Origin of the sequence: Streptomyces olivaceoviridis, from assembly GCF_014650115.1 — a bacterium.
Taxonomy (GTDB): Bacteria; Actinomycetota; Actinomycetes; order Streptomycetales; family Streptomycetaceae; genus Streptomyces; species Streptomyces olivaceoviridis.
Genome location: NZ_BMUI01000008.1, coordinates 252,224 through 268,235, shown reverse-complemented (window position 1 = coordinate 268,235; position 16,012 = coordinate 252,224). Strand labels below are relative to the sequence as shown.

Below are 16,012 nucleotides of genomic sequence, written 5' to 3'. Positions count from 1 at the left end.
CCGACCCCGACCCCATGATGCAGGCAGTGATGCACAGCAGTTCCCCCGCCGACGCGCCCGTCGTCCGCGAACCCCTCCACGCCCCCGTCGCCCACCTCGTGCGCGGCGGGGTCGTCGAGGGCATCCACTACGGCTCCGTCGTCGTCCTCGGCGCCGACGGCCAGGTGCGCTTCCAGCTCGGTGACATCGAGGCGGCCTTCTACCCGCGCTCGGCCCTCAAACCCGTCCAGGCCGTGGCCATGCTGCGGGCCGGGCTGCCGCTCGACGGCGAACTGCTGTCGCTGGCCGCCGCGAGCCACTCCGGAGAGGAACGCCACCTCGCAGGCACCCGCCGCATCCTCGAACTCGCCGGTCTCACCGAGGGCGACCTGCGCAACGTGCCCGACATGCCGTTCGACCCGGTCGTCCGGGACGCCTGGGTCCGCGAGGGCCGGCTGCCCTCCCGGCTCGCCCAGAACTGCTCCGGCAAGCACGCCGCCATGCTGTGGACCGCCAAGCTCAACGGCTGGTCCCTGGACGACTACCTCGTCCCGGAGCACCCGCTCCAGCAGGCTGTCGCCGCCACCGTCGAGGAACTGACCGGCCAGCGCGTCGCCCGGGTCACCGTCGACGGCTGCGGCGCGCCGCTGTTCGCCGTCTCCCCGCACGGACTCGCCCGCGCCCTCGCCCGGATCACCTCCGCCGAGCCCGGCACACCCGAGGCCCGGGTCGCCGACGCGATGCGCGAGCACGCCGAGATGGCCTCCGGCTCGGGACGTGACGTGGCCGCGCTGATGCGGGCCGTGCCGGGGCTGCTGGCCAAGGACGGCTACGAGGGCGTGCAGGTCGCCGCGCTGCCGGACGGCCGGGCCGTCGCGGTGAAGATCGCCGACGGGGCGAACCGGGCGCGGATCCCGGTCGCCGCGGCGGCGCTCGCCCGCGCGGGCGTCGACCCCGCCCTGCTCACCGAGTTCGCGGGGGAGCCGGTGCTCGGGGGCGGGGAGCCGGTGGGATGTGTGCGGGTCGTGCGCGCGCTGGACCCGGTTCCGCTCACCGCCTGCGCGTAGCTCCGCCGGATCCGCCGTCGTCGACCCGCGGGCCCGTCGTGGTTGATCGCGCTGTTCCCCGCGCCCCTTCCAGGGGCGCTTCCACCTCCGCACCCCAGGAAGAGGACCGTACCCTCATGACCGCCGCCACCCGCAGCGAACACGATCTGCTCGGGGACCGCGATGTGCCCGCCGACGCGTACTGGGGTGTCCACACCCTGCGCGCGACGGAGAACTTCCCCATCACCGGCACGCCGATCTCCGCCTACCCGCACTTGATCGACGCCCTGGCCGCGGTGAAGGAGGCCGCCGCCCTCGCCAACGAGGAACTCGGGCTGCTGGCGCCGCAGAAGGCGGCGGCGATCGTGGCCGCCTGCCGGGAGATCCGGGCCGGGGGGCTGCACGACCAGTTCGTCGTGGACGTCATCCAGGGCGGTGCCGGCACGTCCACCAACATGAACGCCAACGAGGTCGTGGCGAACCGCGCGCTGGAACTGCTCGGCCATGCCAAGGGGCAGTACACGTATCTGCACCCCAACGAGGACGTCAACCTCGGCCAGTCCACCAATGACGTCTACCCGACGGCCGTCAAGGTGGCGACGATCTTCGCGGTACGTGGACTGCTCAAGGCGATGTCCGTACTCCAGGACGCGTTCGCCCGTAAGGCCGTCGAGTTCCGTGACGTGCTCAAGATGGGCCGTACACAGTTGCAGGACGCGGTACCGATGACGCTCGGTCAGGAGTTCTCCGCGTTCGCCGTCATGATCGAGGAGGACCGCAGCCGTCTTGCCGAGGCCGTCGAGCTGATCCATGAGATCAACCTCGGTGCCACGGCCATCGGCACCGGCCTCAACGCTCCCGCCGGCTATGCCGAGGCGGCCCGCCGGCACCTGTCGGCCATCACCGGCCTGCCGCTGGTGACGGCGGCCAACCTGGTGGAGGCCACCCAGGACTGCGGCGCCTTCGTCCAGATGTCGGGCGTCCTCAAGCGCATCGCGGTCAAGCTCTCCAAGAGCTGCAACGACCTGCGGCTGCTGTCCTCCGGTCCGCGCGCGGGTCTCGGCGAGATCAACCTGCCGCCGGTGCAGGCCGGTTCGTCGATCATGCCGGGCAAGGTCAACCCGGTCATCCCCGAAGTGGTCAACCAGGTCGCCTTCGAGGTGATCGGCAACGACGTCGCCATCACCATGGCCGCCGAGGCCGGACAGCTCCAGCTCAACGCCTTCGAGCCGATCATCCTGCACTCCCTGTCGGAGTCCGTCACGCACCTGCGGACGGCCTGCCTGACCCTGGCCGAGCGCTGTGTGTCCGGCATCACCGCCAACACCGAGCGGCTGCGCGCCACCGTCGAGAACTCCATCGGCCTGGTCACCGCGCTCAACCCGCACATCGGCTACACCGCCGCCACCGACATCGCCAAGGAGGCCCTCGCGACCGGCCGTGGCGTGGCCGAACTGGTCCTGGAGAAGGGCCTGTTGCCCGCCGAACAGCTCACCGGACTCCTCCGTCCGGAGGTGCTCGCGGGCAGCGGGACCACGCCGGCGGTCTGACCCGACGGCACCCGCGCTCCGGCCCGTCCTCCCGGCCGGACGGCGGGTGCCGTCACACCCGGGGAATCCCCCCGTCGGACCCCGGCACCGCCGCGGAGGGAGTCGTCGACGCCCCGGAGCGCTCCGGCGCCAGGGGTGCGGCATGATGACGATCATGTCCTCGCAGTTCCAACCGGTCCTCGATCGCATCATGGCGGAGATCGATCGCACTCCCGGGCGCGGCCGGTCCGCCGACTACATCCCGGCGCTCGCCGCCCGCGACCCGCGCAGGTTCGGCATGGCCGTCGCCGAACTGGACGGCACGGTGTACGGGGTGGGGGAGTGGCGGCAGCCGTTCTCCACGCAGTCGATCACCAAGGTCTTCACGCTCGCCCTGGACCTGGCCCGCGAGGGCGACGAACTCTGGGAGCACGTGGGCCGCGAGCCCTCCGGCAACCCGTTCAACTCCCTGGTCCAGCTGGAGTACGAGAACGGCATCCCGCGGAACCCCTTCATCAACGCGGGCGCGCTCGTGGTCACCGACCGCCTGCACACCCGTACCGGGGACGCGGCCGGCGAGCTGCTGTCCTTCCTGCGCGCCGAGAGCGGCAACCCCGATCTCGGCTTCGACGAGGAGGTCGCCGCCTCCGAGACCGCCCACGGTGACCGCAACGCCGCCCTCGCCCACTTCATGGCGTCCTACGGCAACATCGACAACGAGGTGCCGGTCCTGCTCGACCAGTACTTCCGGCAGTGCTCCATTGCCGCCTCCTGCGCCGACCTGGCCCTCGCCACGGGCTTCCTCGCCCGGCACGGCATCCGCGCCGACGGCAGCCGGCTGCTCAGCCGCAGCCAGGCCAAGCAGGTCAACGCGGTCATGCTGACCTGTGGCACGTACGACGCGGCCGGCGACTTCGCCTACCGCGTCGGCCTGCCCGGCAAGAGCGGGGTCGGCGGCGGGATCATCGCCGTCGTACCGGGCCGGTGCACGCTCTGTGTGTGGAGCCCGGGCCTGGACGAACGCGGCAACTCGGTGGCGGGTGTGGCGGCCCTGGATCGTTTCACGACCCTGACCGGGCTGTCGGTGTTCTGAGGCGCGTCACCCTCCGGCACGGGGCGGGGCGGCCGACCTGCGAGGGGGCCCGGATCCGGGCGTGGCCCCGGGGAAGCCGACGAGCCACGACAGGCCGGTACCGGGCATCCGGCCGCGACCCACCACGTGCCAGTCATACCCCGGCCCCCGCCCGGCAGGGCTGTCGTCTCCTTCCGGTCACCCGGCGTCGACACGCTGACCGGGTGTTGGCCATGGCGTTCCCCGTCGATCTCCGCCGCTGCCAGGTGATGGGCCTGGCCGGCACCGCCTTCCTCGCGCTCGGCGGTGAGACGGCCGGCGCCCTCCCCGTCCGGGACCTCCTGGCGCCCGCCTCGGCGCAGGCCGCGCTCGGCCTGGTCGGGGTGTACTTCGGGGTCGTCCTGCTCATCGCCGCCTGGGTGCTCCTGGGCCGGCTGGTCCGCGGTCCCGAGCCGCCCACCCCGCGCGCCCTGCTGCTCGTCCTGGCCGTGTGGGCGGCCCCGCTGCTGCTGGCCCCGCCGCTGTTCAGCCGGGACGTGTACAGCTATCTCGCGCAGGGCGCCATGGTCGACGCCCACATGGACGTCTACGCCCACGGCCCGGCGCGGCTCGGCGGCCCGCTCGCCGACGAGGTCGCCCCGATGTGGCGGCACACCGGCGCCCCCTACGGCCCCGCCTTCCTGGCCCTCGCCTCGGCGCTGTCCGCACTGACCCGCGGGGAGGTGCCCGCCGGCCTGCTCGGCATGCGTCTGGTCGCCCTGCTCGGCGTGGCCCTGATGGCGGTGGCGCTGCCCCGTCTCGCCCGGCACAGCGGCGCCGACCCGGCCGCCGCCCTGTGGCTCGGCGCCCTGAACCCGCTGGTGCTGCTGCACCTGGTCGCGGGCGCCCACAACGACGCCCTGATGCTCGGCCTGCTCGGGCTCGGCCTGGTCGCCGCGCGGGGCCGCGGATCCGTCGTCGGCGCCGTCCTCGTCACCCTCGCCGCCCTGGTCAAGGCGCCGGCGGTACTCGGCCTGCCGGTCGTCGTGGCCCTGCGGGTCCGCTCCGGCCGCCGTCCGCTGCCGGCCGTGCTGACCACGGCGGCGGCCTCCGCGGCGACGACGGTCGCCGCCACGGCCGTCGCCGGCACCGGCTACGGCTGGATCGGCGCCCTGGACACCCCGGTCTCCCGGCACAACTGGGCGCTGACCAGCCTGCTCGGCCGCGCCACCGGCGCCCTGCTCGCACACCTCGGCAGCGGTCTGGCCCCGCTGGCCGTCCCGGCCTGGCACCTGCTGGGCCTGGCGGCCACCGCCGTCGCCGTCCTGCTGATCTGGCTGCGACTACGGCCCCGGCCGGTGTACGCGCTGGGCCTGAGCCTGCTCGCGGTCGCCCTCTTCGGCCCGGCGATCCGCCCCTGGTACGTGCTGTGGGGCCTGTTCCTCATCGCCGCCGCCGCGCCCAGTACCTCGGTACGGCACCGGGTGGCCGCCCTGGCGGGAGTGCTCGCCCTCGCCGTGCTGCCCAGCGGTGGCCCGGCCGACCCCGGACAGCTGGTGCTCGCGGTCTCCGGCGCGGCGCTCGGGGTGGTCGTCCTGTGGCAGGCCCACCAGGCGGCCCGGACCCCGGTTCCGGGGCGCGTGGCATGACGGGCCGGTGGAGGGGGCCGGGACTGCCCGGACGGCCGGGAGGGCCGGGGCCGCGCACGGACCGGGGCCGGCTGCTGCTCGTCCTGCTCCTCGCGGTGGCCGTGACCGTGTTCACGGCCACCGTGCCACTGCTGCGCGGCTTCTTCGACCTGCGGGTGTACTACGGCACCGTGCACACCTGGGTGCACCACGGCGGCCGGATCTACGACTACCGGGTGCCGGGCACCCCGTACGGCTTCACGTATCCGCCGTTCGCCGCCGTCGCCATGCTGCCGCTGGCCCTGCTCGGCCGGACCGCGGCGATCGTGGTGTCCCTGCTGGTGAACCTCGCCGCGCTCGCGGTGGTCCTGCGCGTGCTGGCCGGGCCGCACCGGCGCCGGCAGGGCTGGTACCGGTGGGCGCTGTGCCTGTGCCTGCTCGCCCTGTTCGAGCCGCTGCGGGACACCGTCAGCTTCGGCCAGGTGAACCTGGTGCTGCTCGCCCTCGTCTTCGGCGACTCCTGGCTGCTGGCGAGCGGCCGGGGCCGCTGGGCGGGCGCGGGGATCGGGCTCGCCGCCGCCGTGAAGCTCACCCCCGCCCTCTTCATCGGCCTGCTGCTGCTCGCGGGGCGCCGGCGGGCGGCCGGCACCGCGACGGCCGTCGCCCTGGCCGCGACCGCGCTGGCCGCCTGGGCGGATCCGGCGGCCTCCCGCTTCTACTGGACCGAGGCGCTCTGGGACACCGGCCGGGTGGGCCGCCTCGACTACGTGTCGAACCAGTCGCTGCAAGGGGTGCTGGCCCGCCTCGGTGAGACCGGCCGCCCCCTGTGGGCGACGGCGGTCCTGCTGACCCTCTGCGTCTGGGCGTGGCGCGGCCGGCGGGCGGTCGCGGCCGGCGACTGGACGGCGGCGTTCGCGCTCACCGGTGCGGCGGCCTGCCTGGTCAGCCCGATCACCTGGGTGCACCACCTGGTGTGGCTGCTGCCCTCCTTCGCGGTGCTGGTCCGCGCCGGGCGCCCGCGGATCGCGGCGGCCCTGTACGCGGTGCTGTGCACCAGCGTGGTGTGGCTGTGGTTCGACGACGCCTCCGGCCCCGACGGGTTCCTGGGCGGCAATCTCTACACGTGGATCTCGCTGGGCCTGCTGCTCGGCCTGCCGGTGGGTCAGTCGCGGGCGCCCCGGTTCCCCTTGGCCCGCAGCACCAGCGCCACGGCCCCCGCGCCGAGCCCGGACAGCCCCGCGACGACGGCGGTGCCGGACCAGTCCGAGTCGTCCTCCGGTGCCACGGCCGCCGCCACCGGCGTCGCGGACGCCGCCGGCCGGGAGGAGTGCGGTCGCAACCCGTCCAGCGAGCCGACCGGCTCGACCCGCCCGTCCGCCGCGAAGCCCCAGTCGAGCAGGGAGCGGGCCTCCTCGTACACGGTGAACCCGCCGCCGGCCTGAGGGTTGAGCACGCTCACCACGAGGGTGTGCCCGCCCCGGCGCGCCGCGGCCACCAGGGTGTTGCCCGCGTTGCTGGTGTAGCCGTTCTTGATCCCGATGAGTCCGGGGTACGGCGCCACGCCGTCCTCGCCGGTCAGCAGCCGGTTGGTGTTCTCGATGGGGTACGGCGACCCGTCACCGGGGAAGGGGGCCTCGGCGGTGGCGCAGTACCGGGCGAAGTCGGGGTTGCGCAGGCCCGCCCGGCCGAACACGGCGAGGTCGTAGGCGGAGGACACCTGGCCGGGGGCGTCGTAGCCGTCCGGGGAGACCACATGGGTGTCCAGGGCGCCGAGCGCGCGGGCCTTGTCCTGCATGCGGGCGGCCGTGGCCTCCCAGCCGCCGCCCATCCGGGCGAGTACGTGCACGGCGTCGTTCCCGGAGCTGAGGAAGACGCCGCGCCACAGGTCGGCCACCTGGTAGGTGTGCCCTTCCTCGACGCCGACCAGGCTGCTGCCCTCGCCGACGTCGTCCAGTTCGCCGTACCGCACGGTGTGCTGCTGCCCGCTGGGCAGCACCGGGAGCACGGTGAGCGCGAAGAGGGTCTTCAGGGTGCTCGCGGGCGGGAGCTCCCGGTGGGCGTCGTACGCGGCCAGCACCTCGCCGCTGCCCGCGTCGGCGACGAGCCAGGAGAGCGCCGAGACGTCCGGCAGCCCGGGTGTGTCCCGGTGCGGCCGGACCTGGACGCCGGAGCGGTAGAGCAGGGACGGCCCCGGCACCGCCGCCCTGGGGCGGGGCGGGGCGGGTTCCCCTGCGGGCTGCGCGGCCCGGGGTCCGGCGGCGGCAGCGGCCGGCGTCAGCGTCAGCAGACCCGCCACACAGAGGGAGCAGGCCGACACCGCCGCGCGATAAGAGAATCCGGTGATCATATGATCAAAGTACGAAATTGGTGTGTATGCGCCACGCCGCCGGGCCGTTCGGGTCGCCGGGGCAACCCGGATGCCGCACCCGGCCGCCCCGTGGCCGCGCGTCAGGCGGCCGGCAGGGTGGGCCGGACCTGCCGCAGGAACGAGGCGTTGTCGGGTGTCGCGCGCAGCCGCTCCAGCAGGGTCTCCAGCCCGAAGGGCCCGCCGTCCCGCGCGCGCAGGACGCGGCGCAGACCGTGTACGGCCGTCAACTCGCCCGGGGTGAGCAGGAGTTCCTCGCGCCGCGTGCCGCTGCCGTCGATGTCGACGGCGGGGAAGAGGCGGCGGCCGGCGAGTTCCCGGTCCAGGCGCAGTTCCATGTTTCCCGTGCTCTTCAGCTCCTCGAAGAAGTAGCCGTCGGCGCGGGAACCGGTGTCCACGAGGACCGTGGCGAGGATGGTGAGGGAGCCGCCCTCCTCGGCCTGGCGCGCGGCGCCGAAGAACCGCTTGGGGCCGAGCAGCGCGCCGGCGTCGACACCGCCGCTCAGGGTACGGCCGCCGGCGGCGGAGGCGTTGTTGTGGGCCCGGCACAGCCGGGTCAGCGAGTCCAGCAGGACGACGACGTCCTCACCGGCCTCCACCAGGCGCTTGGCCCGCTCCACGACGAGGTCGGCGAGGGCGATGTGCTCCTTGGCCGGCCGGTCGAAGGTGGAGGCGTACACCTCGCCGCGCACCGAGCGGCGCATCTCGGTGACCTCCTCGGGCCGCTCGTCCAGCAGGAGGACCATCAGCCGGCACTCGGGGTGGTTGCCGGCCACGGCGGCGGCGAACTGCTGGAGCAGCACCGTCTTGCCGGTCTTCGGCGGGGCCACGATGAGTCCGCGCTGGCCCTTGCCCACCGGCGCGAGCAGGTCGGTGACGCGTCCGGCCAGGCCGGAGGCGGGGTGTTCCAGACGGATGCGCCGGTGCGGGTGGAGCGGGGTGAGGTCGCGGAAGTGCGGCCGGGAACCCGGCTCGCCGGGCGCGCGTCCGTTGACGCGCGCGACCTCGGTCAGGGCCCGCTGCGCGCCCCGGACGCCTTCCACCAGGTCGCCCTTGCGCAGCCCGTGGCGGCGGATCAGCGCCGGCGTGACCTGCGGATCGGCGGGCGAGGGCAGGAGGCCGGCGGCCCGCAGGTGCCCCTTCCCGTGCGCGTCGATGTCGAGGACGCCGGTGACGAGCGGGGTGGCCGGGGCCTGCCGGGTCGCGGACGGGTGTTCGAGTGTGGTGGTCATGGGAGGGAGTCCTTTCGCGGACGGATCAGGGAGGAGAAGGGGGGAGGCCGCGAGCGGGAGGCGCCTGTGACTGCCTCCGGGCGGCGGGAACGGCACCTCGGGTACGGCGCGGAAGGGCCGTCAGAGGTGGTGCCGAGAAGCTGACGCGCCGGGAGCCGGACATCCGGAAAACGGCGGACGGATCAGCGTGAAGGAGAGAAACTGGCACCGGCGGCCACGGTGGCCGTGCACGAGTGCTGAGGGAACGGTACCACTCGGGGGAGTACCGCGTCCGTGCTCCGGTCAACACACCACCGGACGGGGCTATTCCCGGGGCGGGCGTCCCCTCGGGGAGACGTCAGGAGGATTCGCCTTGTCAGGGGAACGTCAGGAGCATCGGGTGGACACCTCGGCCGCCCGCGTCCCGCACCGCCTGGACCCCGCCGGCGGCTGCCCGCACGCCGTCAACGCGCGACTGCTGGCCCGGGGCGCCGTGGCCCCGGTCGAGCTGCCCGGCGGGATCGAGGGCATGGCCGTACTCGGGCACGAGGCGCTGAAGGAGTTCCTGCAACACCCCCACGTAGCGAAGAACGCGCGCCACTTCGCCGCCCTGCGCGAGGGGAGGGTCGGCGCGGGCTGGCCGTTGCTGACGTTCGCCACCGTGCCGGGCATGACGACCGCCGACGGTGACGACCACCGGCGGCTGCGGTCCCTGGCGGCCCGTGCCTTCACACCCCGCCGGGTGGCGGAACTAAGGCCGCGCATCGAGGAGTTGACGGAATCGCTGCTGGACGGGCTGGCCCTGGCCGCCGCCACGGGCGACGGGGTCGCCGATCTGCGGCGGCACTTCGCCCTGCCCCTGCCGATGGGCGTGATCTGTGAACTCCTGGGCGTGGACGTGGAGTTCCGGGACCGCCTGCACCGGCTCGGCAGCCTGGTCGTGGCCACCGACACCGCACCGGCCGAGGCCGTCGCGGCCAACCGCGAGATCGTCGCCGTCCTGGGCGAGATCGCCGCGGCGAAGGCCGCACGGCCCGGCGACGACCTCACGAGCGCCCTCCTCGCCGCCCGCGACGAGGGCGGCGACCGGCTCAGCGAGCAGGAGCTGATCGGCACCCTGCTGCTGATGATCATCGCCGGGCACGAGACCACGCTCAACCTGATCACCAACGCCGTGCGCGCCCTGTGCGCCCACCCCGAGCAGCTCGGCCTGGTGCGCGCGGGCCGGGCGAGCTGGGCGGACGTGGTGGAGGAGACGCTGCGCTGGGACGCGCCGGTCAGCTACTTCCCGTTCCGCTATCCCGTGCGGGACCTGACCGTCGCCGGCACGCTCGTCCCCGCCGGTACCCCCGTGCTCGCCGGTTACTCGGCCGCCGGCCGCGACCCGGTGGCGCACGGCCCGGACGCCGACCGCTTCGACCTCACCCGCTCCGCCCGGCCCGGCGCCGTACGACACCTGTCCCTCGGGCACGGCGCCCACTACTGCCTGGGCGCACCGCTCGCCCGGCTGGAGGCCACGGTCGCCCTGGAGCGGCTGTTCACCCGCTTCCCGTCGCTGCGACTCGCCGTGCCCGAAGCCGACCTGGTGCCGCACGCGGGCTTCGTCGGCAACAGCGTGCGCGGTCTGCCGGTGCGACTCGCGGCGGGGTGACCCGCCCCGTTCCGCGCGCCGGCCGGACCGTCGGGACCGGGGAACAGAGGTCCGCAGACCGTAACGATCCCGGACGTCAGGGGACTTGACCGCCAACCGTGCACTATCTTCGCGACATGTCCACGCCACCGCAGCCACCGCAGCCGGCCGACCAGCCCGCACAGCGGCCCCCGCAGCCCCAGCAGCAACCGGCCGTCCCGCCGCAGCCGACGGCCTACCCGTACCCGAACCCGCAGTCGCCCCCGCCGGGAACGTTCCACGCGCAGCCCACCCTGGCCGCCCAGCCCGCGCCGGGACAGCCCCAGCCGGGCAACCCGTACGCGCAGGCACCCCAGTACGGGCCCGTCCCGCCGGCCGGTGGCGGCGGGGCCGGCCGTGCGGTGCTGTGGGCCGCCGTCGGCGCGGTCGTCGCCTCCGCCGCGTGGGTGGCCGGTGTCCTCCTCATCGGCGGGCGGAGCGACAGCGCGGACCTGCGCGGCTACTCGGCGCCCTCCAATATGTGCTCCAGCGCCGACTACTCGTCCTTCAAGGCCGAGTACACCGAGAACGACTCCTCGCCGACCCGCACGTCGCTCAAGGACAAGGCGCTGGACGAGAGTTACTGCAGCGTGGGACTGAAGAAGTCCGGCTCCTCCTACGCCGACGCCTATCTGACCATGCAACTGGACCTGCACAAGAAGACCGACCCCGCGCCCGAGTTCACCGCCACCTGGAAGAACTACGGGGACAGTCACACCGGTTACGACGTCGACCCGGTCGAGGGCATCGGCGACGAGGCCTACCTGGTCAGCCAGGACACCACGAACGGCTCCTCCTCCAGCGGCTCCCGGTACGCCACGCTCGCCGTCCGCGACGGCTGGGTGACGTACACGATGAGCTACAGCGTCTACCTCACCTCGTACGACGAGGACAAGGACCCGCCCGCGCTGACCGACGTCACCGACTGGCTGAAGACCGACGCCAAGGCCACGCTGCGGCAGTTCCAGGACTGATCGCCGCCGTGCCGCGGCGAGCGCGGCGGTTCACGCCGACCGCGCCCCGGCCTCCTCCGCGATCTGCGCGAACCGCGCGCCCATGGCCTCGCCCAGGGCCAGCGCGCCCGACAGCGGACGGACCATGACCATGAGGTCGTCGATCAGGCCGTCCTCGTTCACGTGCAGGAAGTCGCAGCCGGTCAGCTCCCGGTCACCGACCCGGGCCTGGAAGACCAGCGCGTGGTCCGGGCCGTCCGGGTCGCCGATCTCCCGGACGTACCGGAAGTCCTCGAAGACCTGGGCCACCGCGCGCAGGACCGCCGCGGTGATCGCCTTGCCCGGGTACGGATTGAAGGCGACCGGGCTGGTGAAGACGACGTCCTCGGCCAGCAGCGCCTCGACGGCGTCCAGGTCCCCGGCCTCCACCGCCTCGCGGAACGCGCGCATCGGCTCACCCTACTCGATAGTCAACTAATTGAATAAGTGTCGATGAGATTACTCAACTGACTGCTAGCCTGTCCACATGTCGCTCAAGTACGCCGTGCTGGCCGCCCTGCTGGAGGGCGAGGCCTCGGGCTACGAGCTGTCGAAGGTCTTCGACGTCTCGTTCGCGAACTTCTGGCCCGCGACCCCCCAGCAGCTCTACCGGGAGCTGGAGCGCCTCGCCGGGGACGGGCTGGTCCAGGCCCGCACCGTGCAGCAGGAACGCCGTCCCAACAAGCGGATGTTCACGCTCACCGAGGCCGGCCGGGCCGAGCTGAGCGCGTTCGCCGCCGAGCCGCCGAAGCGGCCCACCGCGATCAGGGACGAACTCCTCATCAAGGTCCAGGCCATGGACGGGGGCGACCCGGAGGCCACCCGGGCACTGGTCGAGGAACGCATGGGCTGGGCGCGCGGCAAGCTCGACCGTTACCGGAGGGTGCGCGAGCGCCTGCTCGACGGGCGTCCGGAGGAGGAGTTCCTCCGGACCGCCGACCGGGTCGGGCCGTACCTCACGCTCCTGGCCGGGATCGCCTTCGAGGAGGAGAACCTGCGCTGGTGCGAGCGGGTCCTCGCGGTGCTGCGACGGCGCCCCGACGCCGCGCCGGCCCGGGGGATCGCTCATCAGGGTGGTGATCCCCTGCGGAACGGGTCGTGACCCGGGGCGGTGCGGCACAGTGGGCGGGTGCCTCGCCGACTTCTACCGCTGCTGGTGGCGGCGCTGGTGACCGTCGCCGGGTGCACCACCGTCAGCGCCGGTCCCGTGCCCGACGCCGCCCGCCCCCGGCGCTCCCTCGCACCGGACACGGTGGTGCGGCCCCCGGTGCCCCGGGAGCCGGTCGGAACGCCGTCCGGGAACGCGGCGCTGGTCCGCACCGGCCACGGGCCCCGTTCGTCGGCCGGGCCGCGCCGGAGCACCGGGACCGGCCGCGTACCGGTGCCCGCGGCGCCTCCCCGGGCGGTGGCGCCGGCCGGGCCGCCGGTGCGACACCCCCGCCCGGAGCGCCGGGCACCGGTACGACACCCGGTCCGGCGCCCCCGTCCCGCCTCCCGGCCGCCCGCCGCCGTCCCGATGCGCGACCTGTGCCGCCAGGCGGACGGCGTCACCACACTGGAGATCGCGCGGCTGTGCCACGACGCCTTCGGCTGAACGCGGCGCCGGGACCGGCCGAGCGCACGGTGGGAGCCCGTCGTCGCTCTTCCCGCGTTCGCCCGCGCCGCGACACCACCGGCATAGGCTGACGTCATGTTCGGTCCCGAAGGCCCCACACTCCGCGAGCTGACCGTGCAGGCGCTGTCGTCCGTCGAGCACGGCTACGACCTGCTCGCGCCGAAGTTCGATCACACCCCCTTCGGGACGCCCGACGCCGTGCTGGACTCCGTGGCGAAGGCGCTCGCCCCGCTCGGCCCCTTCACGGACGGGCTGGACCTGTGCTGCGGCACCGGCGCCGGAACGCACCTGCTGACCGGGCTGTGCCGCCGCAGTGTCACCGGGGTCGACTTCAGTGCCGGCATGCTCGACGTCGCCCGGCGGCGGGTGCCGACCGCCGACGGGCCGAGGGTCGCATGGGTCCGCGGCGACGCCCGGGCCCTGCCGTTCACGGCCGCCTTCGACCTCGTCGTCTCCTTCGGGGCGTTCGGCCACTTCCTGCCCCGCGAACTGCCGGGCCTGTTCACCCAGGTCCGCTCGGCGCTGCGGCCCGGTGGCCGCTTCGCCTTCCCGGTGTTCGCGCCGCCCGGCCCGGCCCACCCCGGCTTCTGGACGCTGCTCGGCTTCGACGCGGTGATGCGGGTGCGCAACGCGTTGTGGCGACCGCCGTTCGTCATGTACTACCGGACCTTCCGACTGAGCGCCGTGCTGCGCGAGTTGGAGCGCGCGGGCCTGGCGGTAGAGCTGGGCGTCCTGCCCGGGTTCGGCCGGCGAGCCGACGGCAGTCCGCGCGCCCGGCTGGTGATGGCCCGGCGAGCCGACGTGGCCCCCCTCGGCGGTCAGCCCGCGGCAGGCAGCGTGAACTCGTAGACCAAGGCGTCGCGTTCGGCGTCCACCACGAGGTCGGTGATCTCCAGAGGGCGCGCGTACTGGTCGTGCACGCGCCGGGTCACCCGCACCGAGGAGGCGTCGCCGACCTGGGTGATGGCGTCCTGGTGGTGCAGGGACAAGCCCGCCTTGCGCATCCAGTCGTAGGCCCGTCGCAGCTGCGCCGGCGTGGCCCCGTCGGCCCGGTCCCGGTAGCGGGCCAGCTCCGCCACCTCGGCCAGCACCACCGCGGAGAACGACGTCACCGCCGTGCGCAGCGACCGGCCGTCCGGCGTCATCGACCGGTACCGGTGCACCAGCGTCGGCCGGTGCGGGGCCAGACCCAGGGCCCGCGCGTGCTCCGGCGACGGCGCCTCCCAGGTCACCGTGGCCCGGTCGACCGCGTACGGGTCCACCGGCCGCGCACCCACCGGGAAGGTGAGTGATTCCGCCGCCTCGACGGGCCGGCCGGGCAGCGTCGCGTGGCTGCCCCGCCGGTCGGTGGCGACCGCTCCGCTGCGGCGCAGCACCTCCAGCGCCTGCCGGACGGTCTCCCGGCTGACCCCGTAGTGCGCGGCCAAGTGCCGTTCGCCCGGCAGCCGTTCGCCCGGTGGAATGGTGCCGGCGCGCAGTTCGTCGAGCAGCAGCGTCGCGATCCGCCCGTACAGGGGCCGGTCGTCGCCGGGCGGGGAGTCGTGCGGGGTGGTGCGGGCCATGCCGCGCCCTCCTGTCGGTGACAAAGGGTAGTCATGCGGGTTCATTGCGCGACCATGACTACCATTGGTCTAAACCACGAGGGAAGAGCGGCCGGTCGGTTCGACCGAAATCCACTCGCGCGCACGGCGGTCACCGGGCGCCGCGCCACCTCCTCACAGGCCGCTGTAGAGGGCGTCCACCAGCGCTGATTTCCGTGGATCATTGGCGATGTGCGGCCCCATCCGGTTCATGACGTAGCCCAGCGACACCCCCGCGTCCGGATCGGCGAGTCCACAGGAACCGCCGAACCCGTCGTGGCCGAAAGCCCGTGGGTTGGGGCCGTACGACCCCTGGGGCCCGCTCAGCCACAGCCCGAGCCCCACCTCGGTCTCGCCCTCGAAACCCGCGCCGAGCACCAGGTCGCGGCAACTGCCCTGGCCCTCGCCCACCCGCTCCGCCGCCTGTGGTGACAGGATCCGCCGGCCGCCGTACGAGCCGCGCCCGGCGAAGACGCCGTACAGCGCCGCGACCGCCCGGGCGGTGCCGTGGCCGTTGGCCGCCGGGATCTCCGCCGCCCGCCAGGCCGGGCTGTTCGCCTCCGCCGCCCCGACGGGCGGGTTGGCCAGGGCCGCCAGCGCGGCCGGCGCCAACTGGCTCGATACCGCCTCCTGTTCACTGCGCGACACGGCCGGTGGAGGCACCAGCTCCGCCGCCCGGCCGGAGTCCCGCCCCGGCAGGCCCACGGTGAAGTCCAGCCCGAGCGGTCCGGTCACCTCCCGCTCCAGGAAGGCCCCCGGCCGCAGTCCCGAGACGCGCCGCACGACCTCCCCGACCAGGAAGCCGTACGTCAGCGCGTGGTACCCCGACCGGGTGCCCGGCTCCCACCAGGGCGCCATGGCCGCGAGCCGCGCGGTGGTCAGCTCCCAGTCGTACAGCTCCTCCAGGGAGTGCGGCTCGCGCAGCCCGGACAGCCCGGCGCGGTGCGACAGCAGGTGCCGTACGAGCACCTTGTCCTTGCCTTCGGCGGCGAATTCCGGCCAGTAGGCGGCCACCGGGGCATCGAGGTCGAGCAGCCCCCGGTCGGCGAGGATGTGCGCGCACAGGGCCACGGGACCCTTGGTGGTCGACCAGACGTTCACCACGGTGTCCCGTGCCCAGGGCCGGGTACGGGCCGCGTCCGCCCAGCCGCCCCACAGATCCACCACCGTCTCCCCGCCGACCGTCACCGCCACCGCGGCGCCGAGTTCCCCGCGTTCGCGGAAGTTCTCCGCGAACGCCTCCCGTACCGCCGCGAACCGGGGGTCGCAGTGCCCGTGGATCTGCGCGTCCGTGTGCGGTGTCTGCCGTGTCTCCTGGGCTTCGTGCGCGGACATGTGACCTCCGTC

At 74.1% G+C, this 16,012-nt stretch carries 14 protein-coding genes and 1 pseudogene; 10 read left to right on the top strand and 5 right to left on the bottom strand.

The features are described 5' to 3' along the window. Positions 1 to 29: 29 nt before the first annotated feature. The 5 genes from IE273_RS18290 to IE273_RS44955 all read left to right on the top strand — a co-directional run bounded on the left by IE273_RS18290 (position 30) and on the right by IE273_RS44955 (position 6,675). Positions 30 to 1,046 carry an asparaginase gene (locus tag IE273_RS18290; protein ID WP_189816329.1) on the top strand — a complete coding sequence of 339 codons (1,017 nt, stop codon included), beginning with the start codon at positions 30 to 32 and terminating at the stop codon, positions 1,044 to 1,046. A gap of 116 nt (positions 1,047 to 1,162) precedes the next feature. Beyond that, positions 1,163 to 2,575 carry an aspartate ammonia-lyase gene (gene aspA, locus IE273_RS18285; protein WP_189816247.1) on the top strand — a complete coding sequence of 471 codons (1,413 nt, stop codon included), beginning with the start codon at positions 1,163 to 1,165 and terminating at the stop codon, positions 2,573 to 2,575. A 142-nt stretch (positions 2,576 to 2,717) separates the two neighbouring features. Continuing rightward, positions 2,718 to 3,647: a glutaminase gene (locus IE273_RS18280; RefSeq protein ID WP_373309367.1), complete on the top strand. Its 930-nt coding sequence runs from the start codon at positions 2,718 to 2,720 to the stop codon at positions 3,645 to 3,647. A 212-nt stretch (positions 3,648 to 3,859) separates the two neighbouring features. Continuing rightward, positions 3,860 to 5,254 carry a polyprenol phosphomannose-dependent alpha 1,6 mannosyltransferase MptB gene (gene mptB, locus IE273_RS18275; protein ID WP_189816246.1) on the top strand — a complete coding sequence of 465 codons (1,395 nt, stop codon included), beginning with the start codon at positions 3,860 to 3,862 and terminating at the stop codon, positions 5,252 to 5,254. Further along, positions 5,251 to 6,675: a glycosyltransferase family 87 protein gene (locus tag IE273_RS44955; RefSeq protein WP_308437045.1), complete on the top strand. Its 1,425-nt coding sequence runs from the start codon at positions 5,251 to 5,253 to the stop codon at positions 6,673 to 6,675. Before mptB ends, IE273_RS44955 begins: the two co-directional genes overlap by 4 nt. Before the next feature lie 59 nt (positions 6,676 to 6,734). Here the strand turns inward: IE273_RS44955 and IE273_RS18270 are convergent. Together IE273_RS18270 and rho are read right to left on the bottom strand one after the other, a co-directional pair. Further along, positions 6,735 to 7,580 (bottom strand): annotated as a pseudogene (locus tag IE273_RS18270) (D-alanyl-D-alanine carboxypeptidase family protein); the annotation flags it as partial. Between the two features lie 101 nt (positions 7,581 to 7,681). Next, positions 7,682 to 8,830, bottom strand: a complete 1,149-nt coding sequence (rho, locus tag IE273_RS18265; protein WP_189816244.1) for a transcription termination factor Rho — start codon at positions 8,828 to 8,830, stop codon at positions 7,682 to 7,684. 379 nt (positions 8,831 to 9,209) lie between these two features. On the opposite strand from rho, the gene IE273_RS18260 reads away from it, so the two are divergent. Both IE273_RS18260 and IE273_RS18255 read left to right on the top strand, forming a co-directional pair. Continuing rightward, positions 9,210 to 10,460, top strand: coding sequence for a cytochrome P450 family protein (locus tag IE273_RS18260; RefSeq protein ID WP_189816243.1), 1,251 nt, complete (start codon positions 9,210 to 9,212; stop codon positions 10,458 to 10,460). 116 nt (positions 10,461 to 10,576) lie between these two features. Beyond that, positions 10,577 to 11,452 carry a hypothetical protein gene (locus tag IE273_RS18255; RefSeq protein WP_229887277.1) on the top strand — a complete coding sequence of 292 codons (876 nt, stop codon included), beginning with the start codon at positions 10,577 to 10,579 and terminating at the stop codon, positions 11,450 to 11,452. Positions 11,453 to 11,482: 30 nt separating this feature from the next. On the opposite strand, the gene IE273_RS18250 is transcribed toward IE273_RS18255, so the two are convergent. Beyond that, a complete protein-coding gene (locus tag IE273_RS18250) occupies positions 11,483 to 11,881 on the bottom strand; it encodes a nuclear transport factor 2 family protein (RefSeq protein ID WP_189816242.1) in 399 nt (132 codons plus the stop codon). Positions 11,882 to 11,957: 76 nt separating this feature from the next. Between IE273_RS18250 and IE273_RS18245 the strand changes: the two genes are divergently transcribed. The 3 genes from IE273_RS18245 to IE273_RS18235 all read left to right on the top strand — a co-directional run bounded on the left by IE273_RS18245 (position 11,958) and on the right by IE273_RS18235 (position 13,934). Then, positions 11,958 to 12,572 carry a PadR family transcriptional regulator gene (locus IE273_RS18245; RefSeq protein ID WP_189816241.1) on the top strand — a complete coding sequence of 205 codons (615 nt, stop codon included), beginning with the start codon at positions 11,958 to 11,960 and terminating at the stop codon, positions 12,570 to 12,572. A 27-nt stretch (positions 12,573 to 12,599) separates the two neighbouring features. Beyond that, entirely contained in the window at positions 12,600 to 13,064 is a 465-nt protein-coding gene (locus IE273_RS18240) for a hypothetical protein (RefSeq protein WP_229887276.1), read from the top strand. A 96-nt stretch (positions 13,065 to 13,160) separates the two neighbouring features. Continuing rightward, the gene (locus IE273_RS18235; RefSeq protein ID WP_189816240.1) at positions 13,161 to 13,934 is read left to right on the top strand and encodes a class I SAM-dependent methyltransferase; all 774 of its coding nucleotides are present in this window, start codon (positions 13,161 to 13,163) and stop codon (positions 13,932 to 13,934) included. Here the strand turns inward: IE273_RS18235 and IE273_RS18230 are convergent. Both IE273_RS18230 and IE273_RS18225 read right to left on the bottom strand, forming a co-directional pair. Continuing rightward, positions 13,904 to 14,647, bottom strand: a complete 744-nt coding sequence (locus tag IE273_RS18230; RefSeq protein ID WP_189816239.1) for a GntR family transcriptional regulator — start codon at positions 14,645 to 14,647, stop codon at positions 13,904 to 13,906. The genes IE273_RS18235 and IE273_RS18230 overlap by 31 nt on opposite strands. Positions 14,648 to 14,800: 153 nt before the next feature. Beyond that, the gene (locus tag IE273_RS18225) at positions 14,801 to 16,000 is read right to left on the bottom strand and encodes a serine hydrolase domain-containing protein (protein WP_189816238.1); all 1,200 of its coding nucleotides are present in this window, start codon (positions 15,998 to 16,000) and stop codon (positions 14,801 to 14,803) included. Positions 16,001 to 16,012: the final 12 nt, after the last annotated feature.

Excerpts from the sequence above, each read along its gene's own strand:
- IE273_RS18290 (WP_189816329.1), top strand. The coding sequence starts at position 30 with ATGCACAGCAGTTCCCCCGCCGACGCGCCCGTCGTCCGCGAACCCCTC.
- aspA (WP_189816247.1), top strand. The coding sequence starts at position 1,163 with ATGACCGCCGCCACCCGCAGCGAACACGATCTGCTCGGGGACCGCGAT.
- IE273_RS18280 (WP_373309367.1), top strand. The coding sequence starts at position 2,718 with ATGATGACGATCATGTCCTCGCAGTTCCAACCGGTCCTCGATCGCATC.
- mptB (WP_189816246.1), top strand. The coding sequence starts at position 3,860 with ATGGCGTTCCCCGTCGATCTCCGCCGCTGCCAGGTGATGGGCCTGGCC.
- IE273_RS44955 (WP_308437045.1), top strand. The coding sequence starts at position 5,251 with ATGACGGGCCGGTGGAGGGGGCCGGGACTGCCCGGACGGCCGGGAGGG.
- rho (WP_189816244.1), bottom strand. The coding sequence starts at position 8,830 with ATGACCACCACACTCGAACACCCGTCCGCGACCCGGCAGGCCCCGGCC.
- IE273_RS18255 (WP_229887277.1), top strand. The coding sequence starts at position 10,577 with ATGTCCACGCCACCGCAGCCACCGCAGCCGGCCGACCAGCCCGCACAG.
- IE273_RS18250 (WP_189816242.1), bottom strand. The coding sequence starts at position 11,881 with ATGCGCGCGTTCCGCGAGGCGGTGGAGGCCGGGGACCTGGACGCCGTC.
- IE273_RS18245 (WP_189816241.1), top strand. The coding sequence starts at position 11,958 with ATGTCGCTCAAGTACGCCGTGCTGGCCGCCCTGCTGGAGGGCGAGGCC.
- IE273_RS18235 (WP_189816240.1), top strand. The coding sequence starts at position 13,161 with ATGTTCGGTCCCGAAGGCCCCACACTCCGCGAGCTGACCGTGCAGGCG.
- IE273_RS18230 (WP_189816239.1), bottom strand. The coding sequence starts at position 14,647 with ATGGCCCGCACCACCCCGCACGACTCCCCGCCCGGCGACGACCGGCCC.
- IE273_RS18225 (WP_189816238.1), bottom strand. The coding sequence starts at position 16,000 with ATGTCCGCGCACGAAGCCCAGGAGACACGGCAGACACCGCACACGGAC.